18 protein-coding genes and 4 pseudogenes are annotated in these 14,555 nt (G+C 69.7%); 10 read left to right on the top strand and 12 right to left on the bottom strand.

Features of this window, described 5'->3' with window-relative positions:
* Positions 1-55 precede the first annotated feature (55 nt).
* Positions 56-595: an RNaseH domain-containing protein gene (locus ACFZDL_RS43985; protein WP_353596575.1), complete on the bottom strand. Its 540-nt coding sequence runs from the start codon at positions 593-595 to the stop codon at positions 56-58.
* Here ACFZDL_RS43985 and ACFZDL_RS43980 point away from each other — a divergent pair.
* Entirely contained in the window at positions 519-809 is a 291-nt protein-coding gene (locus ACFZDL_RS43980) for a hypothetical protein (RefSeq protein ID WP_353596579.1), read from the top strand. The two genes, ACFZDL_RS43985 and ACFZDL_RS43980, sit on opposite strands and share 77 nt — an antisense overlap.
* A gap of 114 nt (positions 810-923) precedes the next feature.
* The gene (locus ACFZDL_RS43975) at positions 924-1,412 is read left to right on the top strand and encodes an SGNH hydrolase domain-containing protein (protein ID WP_353596574.1); all 489 of its coding nucleotides are present in this window, start codon (positions 924-926) and stop codon (positions 1,410-1,412) included.
* Between the two features lie 228 nt (positions 1,413-1,640).
* Here the strand turns inward: ACFZDL_RS43975 and ACFZDL_RS43970 are convergent, their stop codons facing one another.
* Together ACFZDL_RS43970 and ACFZDL_RS43965 are read right to left on the bottom strand one after the other, a co-directional pair.
* The gene (locus ACFZDL_RS43970; protein WP_353596573.1) at positions 1,641-2,555 is read right to left on the bottom strand and encodes a pyridoxamine 5'-phosphate oxidase family protein; all 915 of its coding nucleotides are present in this window, start codon (positions 2,553-2,555) and stop codon (positions 1,641-1,643) included.
* Between the two features lie 54 nt (positions 2,556-2,609).
* Entirely contained in the window at positions 2,610-3,482 is an 873-nt protein-coding gene (locus ACFZDL_RS43965) for an alpha/beta hydrolase (protein WP_353596572.1), read from the bottom strand.
* A 97-nt stretch (positions 3,483-3,579) separates the two neighbouring features.
* Here ACFZDL_RS43965 and ACFZDL_RS43960 point away from each other — a divergent pair, with 97 nt between their 5' ends.
* The gene (locus ACFZDL_RS43960; protein ID WP_353596571.1) at positions 3,580-4,137 is read left to right on the top strand and encodes a CGNR zinc finger domain-containing protein; all 558 of its coding nucleotides are present in this window, start codon (positions 3,580-3,582) and stop codon (positions 4,135-4,137) included.
* 33 nt (positions 4,138-4,170) lie between these two features.
* Here the strand turns inward: ACFZDL_RS43960 and ACFZDL_RS43955 are convergent, their stop codons facing one another.
* Positions 4,171-4,422, bottom strand: coding sequence for a sigma factor (locus ACFZDL_RS43955; protein WP_391194215.1), 252 nt, complete (start codon positions 4,420-4,422; stop codon positions 4,171-4,173).
* 240 nt (positions 4,423-4,662) lie between these two features.
* Between ACFZDL_RS43955 and ACFZDL_RS43950 the strand changes: the two are divergent.
* A pseudogene (locus tag ACFZDL_RS43950) lies at positions 4,663-4,983 on the top strand (carbonic anhydrase); the annotation flags it as partial.
* Between the two features lie 111 nt (positions 4,984-5,094).
* Positions 5,095-5,565, top strand: a pseudogene (gene cynS, locus ACFZDL_RS43945) (cyanase).
* A gap of 429 nt (positions 5,566-5,994) precedes the next feature.
* Here cynS and ACFZDL_RS43940 read toward each other — a convergent pair.
* Positions 5,995-6,573 (bottom strand): TetR/AcrR family transcriptional regulator, encoded by a 579-nt coding sequence (locus ACFZDL_RS43940; protein WP_353596578.1) that lies wholly within the window; start codon positions 6,571-6,573, stop codon positions 5,995-5,997.
* 1,023 nt (positions 6,574-7,596) lie between these two features.
* Positions 7,597-8,070, bottom strand: a complete 474-nt coding sequence (locus ACFZDL_RS43935) for a nuclear transport factor 2 family protein (RefSeq protein WP_353596569.1) — start codon at positions 8,068-8,070, stop codon at positions 7,597-7,599.
* A gap of 344 nt (positions 8,071-8,414) precedes the next feature.
* On the opposite strand from ACFZDL_RS43935, the pseudogene ACFZDL_RS43930 reads away from it, so the two are divergent.
* The 3 genes and pseudogenes from ACFZDL_RS43930 to ACFZDL_RS43920 form a co-directional block, all read left to right on the top strand.
* A pseudogene (locus tag ACFZDL_RS43930) lies at positions 8,415-8,573 on the top strand (ATP-binding protein); the annotation flags it as partial.
* A gap of 241 nt (positions 8,574-8,814) precedes the next feature.
* On the top strand, positions 8,815-9,051 hold the full coding sequence (locus tag ACFZDL_RS43925; protein ID WP_391194211.1) for a hypothetical protein: 237 nt from the start codon (positions 8,815-8,817) through the stop codon (positions 9,049-9,051).
* Between the two features lie 211 nt (positions 9,052-9,262).
* Positions 9,263-10,303, top strand: a complete 1,041-nt coding sequence (locus tag ACFZDL_RS43920; protein WP_353596567.1) for a hypothetical protein — start codon at positions 9,263-9,265, stop codon at positions 10,301-10,303.
* Positions 10,304-10,427: 124 nt separating this feature from the next.
* Here ACFZDL_RS43920 and ACFZDL_RS43915 read toward each other — a convergent pair whose 3' ends face one another.
* A complete protein-coding gene (locus ACFZDL_RS43915) occupies positions 10,428-10,826 on the bottom strand; it encodes a hypothetical protein (protein ID WP_353596566.1) in 399 nt (132 codons plus the stop codon).
* The gene (locus ACFZDL_RS43910) at positions 10,826-11,092 is read right to left on the bottom strand and encodes a hypothetical protein (protein ID WP_353596565.1); all 267 of its coding nucleotides are present in this window, start codon (positions 11,090-11,092) and stop codon (positions 10,826-10,828) included. The genes ACFZDL_RS43915 and ACFZDL_RS43910 overlap by 1 nt, the downstream gene beginning before the upstream one ends.
* A 77-nt stretch (positions 11,093-11,169) precedes the next feature.
* On the opposite strand from ACFZDL_RS43910, the gene ACFZDL_RS43905 reads away from it, so the two are divergent.
* Positions 11,170-11,973, top strand: coding sequence for a TnsA-like heteromeric transposase endonuclease subunit (locus ACFZDL_RS43905; protein WP_353596564.1), 804 nt, complete (start codon positions 11,170-11,172; stop codon positions 11,971-11,973).
* Positions 11,974-12,053: 80 nt separating this feature from the next.
* Here ACFZDL_RS43905 and ACFZDL_RS43900 read toward each other — a convergent pair.
* The 4 genes and pseudogenes from ACFZDL_RS43900 to ACFZDL_RS43885 all read right to left on the bottom strand — a co-directional run.
* Positions 12,054-12,306: pseudogene (locus tag ACFZDL_RS43900) on the bottom strand (GNAT family N-acetyltransferase); the annotation flags it as partial.
* On the bottom strand, positions 12,303-12,722 hold the full coding sequence (locus ACFZDL_RS43895) for an arsenate reductase ArsC (protein WP_353596563.1): 420 nt from the start codon (positions 12,720-12,722) through the stop codon (positions 12,303-12,305). The pseudogene ACFZDL_RS43900 and the gene ACFZDL_RS43895, both read right to left, overlap by 4 nt.
* Positions 12,722-13,495: an MIP/aquaporin family protein gene (locus ACFZDL_RS43890; RefSeq protein ID WP_353596562.1), complete on the bottom strand. Its 774-nt coding sequence runs from the start codon at positions 13,493-13,495 to the stop codon at positions 12,722-12,724. The genes ACFZDL_RS43895 and ACFZDL_RS43890 overlap by 1 nt, the downstream gene beginning before the upstream one ends.
* Complete coding sequence (locus ACFZDL_RS43885) at positions 13,492-13,872, bottom strand: metalloregulator ArsR/SmtB family transcription factor (RefSeq protein ID WP_353596561.1); 381 nt, start codon at positions 13,870-13,872, stop codon at positions 13,492-13,494. The genes ACFZDL_RS43890 and ACFZDL_RS43885 overlap by 4 nt, the downstream gene beginning before the upstream one ends.
* Positions 13,873-13,953: 81 nt before the next feature.
* Between ACFZDL_RS43885 and ACFZDL_RS43880 the strand changes: the two genes are divergently transcribed.
* Complete coding sequence (locus ACFZDL_RS43880) at positions 13,954-14,484, top strand: ArsI/CadI family heavy metal resistance metalloenzyme (protein ID WP_353596560.1); 531 nt, start codon at positions 13,954-13,956, stop codon at positions 14,482-14,484.
* The last annotated feature ends 71 nt before the right edge of the window (positions 14,485-14,555 follow it).

The following is a 14,555-nucleotide window of genomic DNA, read 5'->3' as shown; positions in this document are numbered from 1 at the left end:
CTGAGCGCCGTACCTGGCCAGTCTGGCCAGGTACGGCGCTCAGTCACAGTTCGGACTAACTGTCCGGGGCTTGGGCTGGCGGCGTGGGGTCTTGGGGCTCTTCGCAGCTGCGCCGATAGTAGGGGTGGTTGGTGTCGATCTGTCTTGCCAGCCGGAGGGGGGTGGGCTCGGTTTGCCGGCCGTCCCCGCTGACGCCCTGGTTGATGAGCACGACGCCCGCCTTTCCGATGAGGTCAGCATCGGCGTTCTCTGCGGTGGGGATCGTGGTGAGGCGCACGGCTGTGTGTGCGTAGCCGTTCTTCCCCTGCCGTTTGGCGGCTTCCGGAGCGAAGCGTGAGAAGTCGGAGCCGAATCGGCCGGGAGGTCCGGCGGCCCAGGGGCGGGGCACGGTGGTGAGGAGGAAGTCGGGTACGTAGCCTGCGCCGTCGTCGGACACCAGCTGGTATGGGCTTTCGGTGGTTTTGGTCCGGCACCATTGGTCATTCTTGTTCCGGACATAGGCGCCGGTTGGTCGTCCGATGCGTTCGAGGTCGGTGATGGTGCGGGAAGCCCTCGCCGGGGCGCAGGATCCGCAGGCCCGGCTCGCCGAACTCATCGCCGAGTCCGTGACCGGCGTGCCCCGCAACCTGTCCCCGGCACTCCCCGACATCAAGAAGCAACGGTCGGCCGCCTACCGCGACAGCTGCCACGTCAACTACGCCGCCACCACGTCGCCCGCCTGCGTCTACGGGGACCGCACCTCCGACAAGGTCGTCGTCCTGTACGGGGACTCCCACGCCGCGCAGTGGTCCCGGCGATGGAGCAGCTGAGCCGGCAGCAGGGGTGGAAGCTGGTGTCCCTGACGAAGGCGTCCTGCAAGACCGCCGACATCACGATCGTCAACAACCACCGGCCGTACAAGGCATGCGACACCTGGCGCGAACATGCACTGGAGCGGATCGCGCACCTGGAGCCGATGCTGGGTCGTGGTCTCCTCCTCCGAGGCGGGCGAGTCGGCGAAGGGGCTGAAGGACCCGCTGCGGGACTGGGCGGCGGGCTATGAACGCGTCTACCGGCGGCTGGTCGGTGCCGCGGACCATGTGGCCGTACTGCTCGACAACCCATGGCCGAAGGGCGACGCCGTTGAGTGCGCGTCCAGTTACCCCCTGCACCTCGAAGACTGCGAGCAGAACCAGCGCGAAGCGATCAGGGACCCCATCCGTCGGGAGGCCAACCGGCAGGGCGCCCGCGGGGCCGGTGCCGCCCTGATCGACCCGAAACCCTGGCTGTGCCCGCGGCCGGGCCGGTGCCCGGTGGTCGTCGGCGACACGTTCGTCTACCGCGACGAGAGCCATATCGCCGAGGCCTACGCCGAGGCGCTGACTCCCCTGCTGCGCCAGGAACTTCGGAGGCTCGGGATGCCCGGCAAGTAGTCCGCGGTGGCGGGCGAGGCGCGATGCGGTGCGGAGACCAGCTGCGGCAACCGCGCTCGGACGCGGCTCGGCCGTGGCCGTCGCCTGGCTGTGGTCGACGGATTGGCCTGCTGTTCCTCAGGGGACAGCCCGATGCCCATCATCGCCCGGTGCCGGTGAATCCGGGGGTCGCTCATGTTCTGTCGGCGCTGCTCCCGCGATCATGAAGCCCTCCTCCGGGGCTGGTTGTCATCCGCCCGCGGGCGGATTCACCGGTGAGTAGGCGTGGAACTCCCACCTCAGGGAGCTGGCGTGGGCGATCTGCACCACCTTGGCGATGTCGAACTCGACCATCCGTTGGGCCCGGGGATCACTATGGGTTCCGGTGGGGGGCCATACGGTCCGCGCCCACCCGGTCAGCTGCAGGGTGTGGCCGTTCTCCCAGTCCAGGAAGAGGAGACCGGCCGCCGGGTTGAGGTGCAGGTTGCCGAGGGTCATGTAGAACTGGTTGCCGGTGTAGTCCGGCCAGATGATCTTGCGTGGGTTGACGACCGTGACGAAGCCCGGCATGCCGCCGCGGTGGGAGGAGTCTGCTCCGTGCTCGGGTGAGAGGCTCGCGATGAAGAACGTGTCGGCGTCCTCGATCCACCGCCGCTGGTCTTCGCCGAGTGCCTCACCGGTTGCGACCGGTCCGGCGCCCGCTGGTGCGGTCTCCCTGATGGTGCGGGTCTGAAGGTACTTGGGGCAGTTGCCCAGCACCTGCTCGGTCCGCATGACGAGCCGTTCCCCGTCGCGCCTGGCGACTCCGTTCATCCGGATCCGGCGTCGCGTCTGCGGCTGGAGGGCGAGCACACCGATGTCCCGTTCGTTCAGTTCGGTACGGAAGGCCTCGCGCAGCGGATCACCGGACGTGGGCAACGCGTCGATGACGACGGTCCGTTCGCCCACCGGCCGGGCGAAGCCGGTCGGTCCGTCGACGATGCTCGACCAGACCGCGCCGTCGTCGTCGGCCCCGCCGAGGACGAGGAAGCGCTGGTCCCTGAGGAACGGCACGAATCCCCGGGGGATCTCCGGGCCGAACATCGGAGAGCCCCATCCGGAGCCGCCCTCACCCGCCTGCCGCTGGATCGCCTGCTCGCCCTCGTGCGTGCTGCTCTTGGCCATCATCGTTGTCCTTGTTGTCCTTCCGGGGCGACGCCCTCCGGTACGCGGGCGGGATTACTTCCAGGTGCGGTCGAGGAAGTCGGCGATCAGCGGGGCGATCTCCGGCAGGTGTGTCTCGAGGGCGAAGTGGCCGGTGTCGAAGAGGTGGAGTTCGGCGTTGGGCAGGTCGCGGAGGTAGGCGCGGGCCCCGGGTTCGGTGAAGAAGGGGTCGTTGCGTCCCCAGGTGATGAGGGTGGGCGGGGTGTGCCGGCGCAGCCATGCCTGCCAATGGTCGTAGCGCTCGACGTTGGAGTGGTAGTCGAAGATCAGTGCCTGCTGGGCCTCCTTGCGGCCGGGCAGGTCCAGGAAGTGCTGGTCGAGGGTCCAGCCGTCCGGGGCGACCAGGTCGGGGGCGGGGACACCGGTCTCGTACTGGCTGCGGGTGGCTTCGAGGGTGAGCACGGCCTGGACGGCGTCCTGCGCGCCGGGGGTGTCGGAGGTCAGGCCGAGGAGGCCGCGGGCGGTGTCGGAGAGCCCTTCGGCGTAGGCGTTGCCGTTCTGCACGACGAGCCCGGCGACCCGCTCGGGGTGGCGTTCGGCGATGCGGAAGCCGACGGGCGCGCCGAAGTCGAAGACGTACATCACGAACCGGTCGAGTCCGAGGCGCTGCACGAAGCCCTCGGTGATGTCGGCGAGCCGGTCGAACGAGTAGGTGAAGTCGTCCGGGGCCTGGGTGTGGCCGGAGCCGGGGTAGTCCGGGGCGATCAGTCGGTAGTGCGTGCCGAGGGCGTCGATGAGGCCGCGGAACTGGTGGGAGCCGGACGGAAAGCCGTGCAGGAGCAGCAGCACGGGCGCGTCGGCCCGCTCGGGGAGGGACTCCCGGTAGAAGACGCGGACACCGTCGACGTCCAGGAAGCGGTGGGTGGTACGGGCGGTCGAAGCAGGCATGACTAATCCCTGAGTTGGCATCTGATGCATTAGCCGCACAGACAGGTATACGCCGGGGATGGCTAACGCGTCAATTCGTAGACGTACCATTAGGCCTATGAGTGATCTCGTACCGTTGACCGGAGAACCCCTGGCGCTGGACCTGGTCAACACCCGGCCGACCGTCGGCGATCAGCTCGCCACGCCGGGTGACCTGCACGCCTGGTGGGTCCTGCAGGCCGACCGCCTCCCGGAGGCGGTGCCGCACGAGGTGAGTGCCGCGGATCTGGCCGCCGTGCAGGCTGTACGGGAGCACACGGCGCGCGCCCTTGATCAGGTTCGCCGAGGCGAGGAGCCCTCGGTGTCCGACCTGGAGGCGCTCAACCAGGCCCAGCGTGCCGCGTCGGCGATCAAGGAGCTGGCGTGGAGCGGGTCGGTCGTGACCGCGACTCGTCGGCGCGAGGGGTCCCCCGGGCGGCAACTGGCCGCATCCCTTGCCGAGGCCGCCGCCGAACTGCTGGCCGACCCTGAGGTCACCAGGATCCGGAAGTGCGAAGCCGATGACTGCGTAATGCTCTTCCTGCCCACTCATCCGCGCCGCCGCTGGTGCTCGGCCGCCCGCTGCGGCAACCGGATACGCGTCGCCCGCCACTACCAGCGCCACAAGGCCGGGTAGCCGCCGGGCACGACCGCGAAGTCGGGCACCGTCTCACGGTCCGTACACCGTTCCGGGCAGCCGGGAAAGCGCCGCCCGGTGCCGCCGGGCGGACCGCCGGGGGTTGCGCAGCACGTTGGCGGCGATGCCGAAGAGCCAGGCCCGCAGGCCGTCACCGGCGTCGCCGGAGACCTCCGCGTCGGGCAGCAGCCTCTCGCGCAGCCGCCACGCCTCAAGGAAGGTCAGCGAGACCACGTCTTCCGCGGTGCTGCGATCCTCGGTCAGCCGTACTGCGTGGCCGTACACGGCCTGGACATGATCCTCGAAGAGATAAGCGAAAGCCTGTGGGTCGCCGGCCCTTATTCGGGTACGAAGGGAGAGTTCCACGGCTCGACCTGTCCGCTCGACAGACGGCGTCCCTGTGCCATGGGTCACAGCCCATTGCCTCCGCGACCTCACGGGGAGGAGGAGTATCCGCTGGAAGCGACCCATTGTCGGGTGAGGTGGGTGAAAGCCCGGGCGGCAGCGCTTTGGTAGGAGCCCGGCGGGCATTCCGCCTGTGGCGCGATGACCGCCCTGGCGGACGACCACGACCTCGCCGCCCTGCTGGCCGTCGCCCACTGGCTGCGGCATGCGGAGGCCTCCCGGGTCCGTACGGCCTGTGCCGAGCCCGGCGAGGACAAGGTGAGCGTCCTGGTACGGAACAACGTGATCGCTCAGCTGGCGAACCTGGCAACGCACCCCTGCGTCGTCCGGGCACTGGCGGCGAAGACCGTCACGCTGCGCGGCTGGGTCTACGACATCCCCACCGGCGCGGTCGACCAACTCGACCCGGTCACGGGCTGCTCCGCCGCCCTCGCGGCCTGAGCTGCCCTGGCCCTTTCGTCCAGGCCGCCGTCCGGCGGCCTGATCCCCCGACCGTATGACTCCGCTGAGCTCTCTGTAGTGCGGGCCGGCATGTTGGAAAGGAACACCCTCATGGTGCACGCTCAGTTCGGCCCTGCCGCCCGGCAGCTCTGGCCGTTGTGGTTGTCGAGGCCAAGACGCGCAAGGACCTGACCTGGCAGGAGATCGCCGACGTCAGCGGCCTGTCGGTCGCATTCACCACCCCGCCGCGCTGTTGGGTCAGCATCCCCTGCCGGAGGCCGCCGCAAGGGCGGTCGCCGAACTGCTGGACCTGGAGGAGGAGGCGGCCGTACTGCTGCAGACCATCCCGGTCCGCGGCTCCATCCCCGGCGGCGTCCCGACCGACCCGACGATCTACCGCTTCTACGAGATCGTCCAGATCTACGGCACCACACTCAAGGCCCTGATCCACGGCAGTTCGGCGACGGCATCATCAGCGCGATCAACGTCAAACTCGACGTCAAGAAGGTCGCCGACCCCGAAGGCGGCGAGCGCGCGGTGATCACCCTGGACGGCAAGTACCTGCCCACCAAGCCCTTCTGACCCAGCCGTTCGCCGTGCCGGCGGCCGCTGCCGATGAGGCGCCCGGGCCGGCACGCCGATTCGCTTCGAGCGACCAGGGCCACCACTACGGGGCCCCCGCCGCTTCCCGCGCCCCCAGCACGACATGGGGTCGCGGTGAGGCGGCGGGCCTTGCGCTCACTCCGGCCACGGGATCAGGCAGGACGACGGCGGAGCGCCGAGCGTGTGCAGACTGGGCGGTGTCAGCGTGCCGTCAGCGTCTTCCGCGCCCCAATCAGGGCGTCACGCGAGCAGGCCGTGGCGCCGCGCTCGGAGCCTGGCGGCTGCCGCACAGCATCACCGGCCCCGTTCAAGCTGTCCTCGCTCTGTGTCCCAACGCCCCGAACCGAGCTGCAAAGGGCCGGGGTGCCCTTACGAACACCCGGGCTGTGAGTGAAGGCGACGGCGTGCTCAGGCAGCGGTGACCACGTCTGCGTGAGCGGCCCGCAGCAGCGTGCGGGCGGCGTCCTTGGCATGACGGGCGGCCTCTGGAGACCCGGAGATGGCCGCTGTGGTCATCGCGCCCTCGGCGAGGGGAACGAGCTGGTCGGTCAGCCACGTGGGCGCGTCCGCGGCGGCCACGAGATCAGCGAGATAGCGCCGGAAGGCATCCTTGTGGGCCTTCGCGATGTCGGCCACGGCCTGGGACGTCGCTCCCAGTTCCCCGAAGGAGTTGATGAAGCCGCAGCCGCGGTAGTCCGGCTCGCTGAACCAGCGGTACAGCCAGTCGAAGACCGCCAGAATCCGCTGCGCAGGTGAGTCGTGGGCATCCACGTACCGAGCCAGATCATGGAGCCACCTCGCGTCCCGCCGCTTCAGGTACGCCTCGACCAGGGTGTCCTTGGAAGGGAAGATCTGGTACAGGCGCTTGAGGGGCACGCCGAAGGCGGTGCGGATCGCATCCATTCCCACCGACTGAATGCCTCGGCCGTAGAACAGTTCCTCGACAGCGTCGAGGATCCGCTTACGGTACAGCGCGCCAGGTCGCAAGGCACATTCCCGGGCGCGGGCCGGACCGTCGCCGTAACGCGGCCTGCCCGGAGCGAGGCCGGGCAGGCCTGCCCCCTGCCCTCTCAAGCGAGCACAAGGCCCGCCCGGGAAGCCCCGGCCGGTGCGTGGCGACGCGCACACCGGCGCGGTCCCGTCGGCGATGCCGTTCCTCAAGCGTCTCGGTCCAGTCCGCCAGCAACTCGACGATGCCCACGCCACGGCCGTGCTCATCATGGGCACCGGTGCAGCGACGATGGGGCGAGGGCGCCGTGGCGCCGGAGTCCGCAACCTCGACACGCGCACGGCGCCGCCTTCGAACGTGAGGCTCACGATCATGTCGGCCCGTCCGTGCTGGGCCGCGTCCCCCGCAAGCTCGCCGACGATCAGCAGGACGGAGTCCTGATCCTCCGGGACGACGTCCCATCGGGCCAGCAGGGACGCGGCGAAGTGGCGGGCGGTGTGTACCCAGCGCTCCTCGGCGCGAAGGGCGATCATGCCGCGCCGGTGCATGCCCGTACGAGCATGGGCCAGCGCCGGGGTCACGGGGGCTGTCCGGGGCTGCTCACCGGACAAGGGCATCACCATCGGCGGGGGTTGCGTTGCGGTGTGCGAGAGGGTCATGGGAACGCCCATCCGAACTTTCCGAGCCCACATCAAGAGGCTCATGCTCTGCAGCTTCTTTACCCTCGGCCCTGGATTGGGTCGGCGTCAGGGCCGAGGCGGCGGTCCTGCGGCACTCGCGGCGGCCGAACCGGCAATCCGTCCGGCCAGCGGTGACAGTGTCGTGAGCCTCCAGTCGAGAACGATCGTTCTCAGCGCAAGAGGGATGCGTTGAACTGCCGAAATCTGGAGCAACGCCCCACGCTCACCGCAGGTGAGAGGGTCTTCAAGGCCTGCGAGGGAATCCTGAGCCCAAAGCCCTCCAGGTACGCGGCGGCCCCTGCCCCAGGTACAGCCTCACGCACGAACGGCCACGCCATGGATCCGGCATCGGGCCCGGATCCATGGCGCGGGGGCGGCCGGTCAGAGGCCGAGGTCGCCCAGGCCGGGGTGGTCGTCGGGGCGACGCCCGAGCGGCCAGTGGAACTTGCGCTCCGACTCTTTGATGGGGAGGTCGTTGATGCAGGCGTAGCGCAGTCGCATCAGGCCGTTGTCATCGAACTCCCAGTTCTCGTTGCCGTAGGAGCGGAACCAGTTGTGCGAGTCATCACGGCATTCGTAGGCGAAACGCACGGCGATGCGGTTGCCGTCGAAGGCCCACAACTCCTTGATGAGCCGGTACTCCAGCTCCCGGTTCCACTTGCGGGTGAGGAAGGAGATGATCTCGCCACGGCCGGTGGCGAACTCCGCGCGGTTCCTCCAGCGCGAGTCCACGGTGTACGCCAGGGCGACCTTCTCCGGGTCCCGGGTGTTCCAGCCGTCTTCCGCCAGGCGGACCTTCTCGATGGCGCTCTCCCGGGTGAACGGCGGGAACGGAGGGCGTGCTTCGTCAGCCATGTCGCTTCCTTTGGGTCTGTGCGGTATCACCGCCGGCGGGGTGTGGGTTCCGTTGGCGTGGGCGCACCGTCGCGAGAACGAACGTTCTCACCGTCAAGCACAACCGTACGAGAACGATGGTTCTCGCGCAAGACCGACACGACCACGACCTGCCAGCCCTCCCCCCTGCCGGGCCATCGCGCGCAGACACCTCGGCCGGCGGAGCAGTACCTCCGGGGCAAGCCACCGTGAACGGGCTCGCGCCGAGGGAGTCGGCCTCGTGCCTGGTTGAGACGGTGCGTTCCGGGTTGGCTGCGCGGTCGGCGTCGAGTAATTGTGGTGTTCGTCCGACTGGCCCTGCCTGCCCCGCAGACCCAGGCCGGGTCGGGCAGCACGACCTGGAGATCATCATGGCCGTGCGCCAGAGCTTCGAGGTGCGCCGCGAGCCGGTGGGCAAGCGAGTCAGGGCCGCCATCGTGCTGGCCGACGACCCCGACGGAGATCCGGCCGACCGCCTGCTGTGACACACCCTGGATCGGTTGTGCCTCCAGGCTCAGCATGTGGGGCCGTGTCGACGACCGCGCCGCCCCGCGCGCCTGGCACGATGATCCTCATGCAGCCGCTGCCGGCTCCCTGCCCCGCCGACCTCATTCCCGACGCGACGGGCATGGCGGCCTTCAAAGCGGCGTACCGGCAGCCAAGGAGCAGGACGCCGTCTTCGTCGCCATCGAGTCTCTGGGCGAGCACTGGACGGTGAAGGCCGACATGATCACCGCCCCGCAGCACGCCGTCGCCGACTCGGTGTACGACGCCGTCCGCGCCGCGGTCATCCAGCTGCTCCGCGCCGGCGAGATCCGCTCGGACTCCTCCGCGGGGCCGGTCTACTTCGTACTGCACGACGTGGCAGAGGAGGGCCGGGCCTGCGAACTCGCAGCCGCCCTGCACGCCGCCCTGTACGGAAACCTGGCGCCGCTCGCCCGCGCGATGCCTACCGCATCCTGACCAGCCGCCTTCAGGACTCCAAGATCATCTCGTGGCGGCTTTTGGGCTCACCTTGGCTGAACCCGATCCACTCCGGTCAGCAGGAAGGGCGTTCCGGCCAAGTTCACGAACCAAGGCATGTACGCCCCCACCACACCAGAGACTACTTCTTGCAATTGTCTGACTACTCAATGGTCACTGGAGGGGCGTTTTGTCGCGCAGGAACGACATCGTGGCGATCGTGATCGACGCGAAGAACGAGATGAAGAAGTCGGTCGACAACCTGGACAACCGCGTCAGCGAGCTGGACCGGGAACTGCGAACAGCGTTCGCCGACGAGATCGCCACACTGCGCGACACCAGCCTCGCCGACCTGAAGACATCACAGCAGGAGACGCAACGCAGCGCCTACAACGCGGGCAAGCGAACCAGCGAGACCGCCACCGCGGTGACTGAGCTACGGCGAGACGTCGACCAGGTGCGCCAGGACCTCGGGGAGGTGCTGGCACTGCTGCGTGCCACAGCGCCGGCCGCCACCGACGGCGCCGCGAAGACGCCTGACCTCACACAGCGGGGGTCCGGTGACGAGCTGGGCCACGTGCGGGCGATCCTGCCCGGACAGCCGCCCGCACCGGAGGAGGAACCAGCGCCGGCCACAGCCGACATTCCCGCCCCGGCCGACGCCCACACCGCCGTATCCCCCGCTGAGCCGGCCCCGGACGACGGCACACCCGCAGCCGAAACGGACACCGGGCAGCCCGCACCGGAAGCACAGGGGCAGACCGGAGGGGAGGCGATCCCCCAGGAGGAGCAAGAGGAACAGGCAGCGCTGGAGGCTGGGGCACAAATCTCGGACCAAGACCTGGCAAACGAGCCGGCCCCTATCAGCTGGAAAGGGCGGATCTGGGCGATCATGAGGGCCGGGAAGGTCTCGTCCGCGACGCTGGTCTGCCACCGCGACACCTGGGACTTCGTCGCCGCTCAGGTCGGAAATCACCCTCACTTCCGGACCCCGGCCCTGGAGGAACGCAACGAGGGCATGGTGGCCGCAGTGCTCTCCGGCCGATCTCTCGTCGCCATGCTCCTGTCGCTCTACCAAGTCGCAGAGGCCGCCCGGCAAGGGGAAGGCATGGACGAACTGGTTACTTACGCTGACTGGGCCATGGCCTCACAGGTCTACTACGAGACAGCGACGGTCCTGAGCCGAGCACACCACCCAGAAGGAGACCCGGTCGTGGTGACCATTGACAACCGGCTGCCTGCTCGCCCGTAAAGCAGCAGCGACCACCCCAGCGGCGTGCAGCGCGAAGGGCCACCCGGGATCCCTCCCGGGTGGCCCTTAGCCCGGGGCCGTTCGATGAGCGCTCTACCGCTCCACGGCCCAACGGAAGCGGCCGCTACTGGTCGGGGTGGACCGCCTGGACGCCTGTCCCTTCGTACAGGTCGGGCGTCAAGGTGAGCAGGAAGCGCCCGGCAGGGAAGTCGGCGGAGGGGCGGGCGGCATGGATGGCGTGGACGGCCGCCCAGGAGTACCCGGCATGCAGCAACCCAGCGGCGGTGAGCGCGGCCTCCGTGTCGAAGGGCGCGATCGTGATGAACCGCAGCCCGTGGATGTGGGCCAGGAGACCGGACTGCTCGCTGTCGCCGACAGTCAGGGAGAGCACCGGGGCGTAGAGCGTGCCCAGGCCCCCGGATGCCTGGACGTAGAACGCGGCCACGGCCTCGTTGTACGGATCTTTCGGGTCATGGAGAGCAGCGGCGGTCGTGTGGTCCAGGACGACCGCGATCGGCCCCACTACGCGGCTGCCGAACCATGGCCGGCGGCGAGACGCTCCAGAAGGCCACGGGCCTTCGCCTCCGCCTCCTCGCTGGGCACGCTGCCCAGGACGGAGGCAAGCTCGGCGCGGGCCTGCGCGGCGCGTTCCGCGTACTCGGCCCGGGTCGGCCGGCCCTCGGCGAGCTCCTCGACAAGCTGCCGGATCGTCGTGTTGCCCTCAGCCGCCAGAACGGCAAGCCGGTCACGCGCGGCCGAGCTCACCTTGATACTCGTTTCGTCTGCCATACCCCGACTCTACCGCGAGTAGAGGAAACATGCGGCAGCCTTCCAGTCACTTGTGACTAAGCGCTTCACCTGGCCCCGTGCGACCACACCGGCGCCGACTCGACAGCAGCAGTACGCCGTACGTCGTCGGTCCGGAGGCGGCTACTCGTCTGGATACGGGCTCGGGGTGGGGGCGGCGATGGACAGCGTTGTGGAAGGCATCTGAGGCCGAGGTGATCTGCCCGGTCCAGGATCTGGCGGGCTTTCCCGCGTCGGCTTCGGCGCCGGTACGTCGGTTCACCTGGCGGGCTCGGCAGAGGCACCGCCCCGGGTTGCAGTACCTGGTGGCTACGGGCCGGATGCATGGCTTCGAAAGCCTGGCCGAGCGCCGCCTGCTAGTGGCCTTGGATTTCACCGGCGAGGTCGATGAGGTGCTCTCCCAGCCCTTCAGGCTCCGGTTTGCCACCGTCGACGGCAGTGAGGATCACACGCCGGACTTCCCGATGCTGTTGCCGGGGACGGCGGTGCTGGTCGACGTGCGGCCCGGTCATTTGATCAAGGATGAGGATGTCGTGAAGTTCGCAGCGGCGCAGCGGGCGGCGGCCGCAGCTGGATGGCGCTATGTGGTGGTGACTGGCTGGCGCCGTCATGTCGCTGCCGGGCTGGATGCGCTGTCCGCCCGGCGTCGGCCGATGGCCGACCGCCTCGGTCTGCATACTGAGCTGCTGGATCTGGTTCGGGAGCGGCCTCGGCGGTTCGGGGAACTGGTGGATGCCACGTCGCTGCCGGCCGTTGCCCGCGCGCACGCCGTTCATCTCCTCTGGCACCGGCGGCTGGCGATGGATCTTGCCCAGCCGCTGGGGGATGCCGCGTGGATCTACCCGGCGAGGAGGCGGCGATGACCGACGGGCGCCAGCGGCCGCGGAGCGAGGATTTGCAGGCCCATGACCTGACACGGGCCGAGATCCGGCAGGCACATCTGCTCGAGGGCGCCGGCGTACGCGCACCGGTCGGAGACCGGCACCGCGGCGGCCCACCCCAGCACCCGGCCGCCGTCGAGCGCGACCAGGCGGTGGTCGGCCAGCTTGGCCTTGTCGAACGCCTCCCAGGTCGGGGCGGTGGTCTCGAAGGTGGCGTTTGCCCTCGTCGATGCCGAGCTGGTAGATCGCCAGGACCTGCTCGGCGTGCTCCGGCCGCAGGGGCGCGATGCGCGCGCCGGTGTCGGCGGCCGTCACGCTGCGGGCTCGATGCCGAGTTCGGCGAGCAGGCCGCGGATGCGCCGCTCGATCTCGTCGCGGATCGGCCGGACGGCCGCGACGCCCTGGCCGGCGGGGTCCGCCAGCTGCCAGTCCAGGTACCGCTTGCCGGGGAAGTAGGGGCAGGCCTCGCCGCAGCCCATGGTGATCACCACGTCCGAGGACTGCACCGCCTCGGTGGTGAGGACCTTGGGGGTCTCGGCCGAGATGTCGATGCCGACCTCGGCCAGGGCCTCCACGACGGCCGGGTTCACTGTGTCGGCCGGGGCGGAGCCAGCGGAGCGGACCTGGACGCGGGTACCGCCGAGGTGGGTGAGGAAGGCGGCAGCCATCTGAGAGCGGCCGGCGTTGTGCACGCAGACGAACAGCACGGACGGGGTGGCGGAGGTGCTCATCAGGCCAGAGCGCTTTCTTCGGTGGAACGGGCGGGGGCGACGGGCTGCTGCTCGGCGTGGGGGACGACGACCTCGTCCTGGTCCGCGGCGGCCGGGCGGCCGAAGCAGACGGCGACCAGGCCGAGACCGGAGGCAGCGCCGAGCAGTTGCGCGGCGAGGAACGGCAGCACGGAGGTGGGGGCGATGCCGGCGAAGGTGTCGGTGAACGCCCGGCCGACCGTGACGGCCGGGTTGGCGAAGGACGTGGAGGAGGTGAACCAGTACGCCGCGCCGATGTAGGAGGCGACCAGCAGCGGCGCCAGGTGCGCGCGGTCGGCGCGGGCCAAGCCGAAGATGAGCCAGATGAGCCCGGCGGTGGCCACGACCTCCGCGAGCCACAGGTGCCCGGCCCACCGCTCGTGCGTGGAGAAGGCGACCAGCGGCTTGCCGAACATGGCGTCGGCCAGCACCGCGCCGCCGATCGCCCCGGCGACCTGGACGGGCACGTACACGGCGACGTCGCGCAGGGCGGGGCCGTCGCCGGTGCGTCGGCCGGTGAACCAGGCGGCCAGGGTGACCGCGGGATTGAAGTGCGCTCCGGACACCGGGCCCAGGAAGGCGATGAGCACGCCGAGGCCGAAGACGGTGGCCAGGGAGTTGGCCAGCAGCTGCGTCCCGACATCGCCGGTCAGTTCGGTGGCCTGGATCCCGGAGCCGACCACCACCGCGACCAGCGCGGCCGTCCCCAGCCCCTCGACAGCGGCCCGCCGCAGCAGCGGCGCGGGCGCGCTCACGCGGGCGTCTTCGCGGACATCGCGGGGATCTCCAGCAGGGCGGACAGCTTCGCCAGGGCCTCGGGGAGCACCCAGTAGTACACCCAGGTCCCGCGCCGCTCGGAGCCCACCAGCCCGGCCTCGCGCAGCACCTTCAGGTGGTGGGAGATCGTCGGCTGGGAGACGTCGAAGGGGCCGATGAGGTCGCACACGCACGCCTCGCCGCCCTCGTGGGAGGCGATCAGGGACAGCAGGCGCAGCCGGATCGGGTCCGACAGTGCCTTGAACATCCGCGACAGCTCGGCTGCGGCCTCCTCGCCGAGCGGCTCGCGGACCATCGGCGCGCAGCACGCGGCGCCGTCCTGTCCGAGCACCGGCAGACCAGCTTGTTTCGACATTCCTCAATATTGACAGTCGTCGATCGCGGTGGCAAGGTCGGCTGTATCGACAGACGTCGAAGCAAGTGTTGGGAGACCGCCATGTCCCGTGTTCAGCTCGCCCTGCGCGTCGCCGACCTCGAAGCCTCGATCGCCTTCTACTCCAAGCTCTTCGGCACCGAGCCGGCCAAGCGCCGCGACGGCTACGCCAACTTCGCCATCACCGAGCCCCCGCTCAAGCTTGTCCTCATCGAGGGCGAGGTCGGCGAGGACACCCGTCTGGACCACCTCGGCGTCGAAGTCGCCTCCACCGAGGACGTCACCGCAGCCGCCACCCGGCTCAAGGACGCGGGCCTGGCCACCTTCGAGGAGAACGACACCTCCTGCTGCTACGCGCTCCAGGACAAGGTGTGGGTCACCGGCCCTGGGAAGGAGCCGTGGGAGGTCTACGTCGTCAAGGCCGACGCCGACACCCTGGGCAAGAGCGCCGAAGGTGCCCCGGATGCCTGCTGCGGCACCACCGCTTCTGCACCCCCGACGAGCAGGCCGTCGACCCGGCCCAGACGCCGGCCGAGGCCAAGGCCGTCGCGGGATGCGCCTGTGGCAGCTGACCAGGGCGCCCCGCACCTTTAGGGCCGGGAACTGGGCTCCGAACTGAGCGCGGTACTTGGCCAGTGGGGCCAAGTACCGCGCTCAGTCACATC

Origin of the sequence: Streptomyces sp. NPDC007917, assembly GCF_042959105.1 — a bacterium.
Taxonomy (GTDB): Bacteria; Actinomycetota; Actinomycetes; order Streptomycetales; family Streptomycetaceae; genus Streptomyces.
Note: the sequence above shows the minus strand (reverse complement) of the source record. Positions and strands in the feature narration are given on the sequence as shown.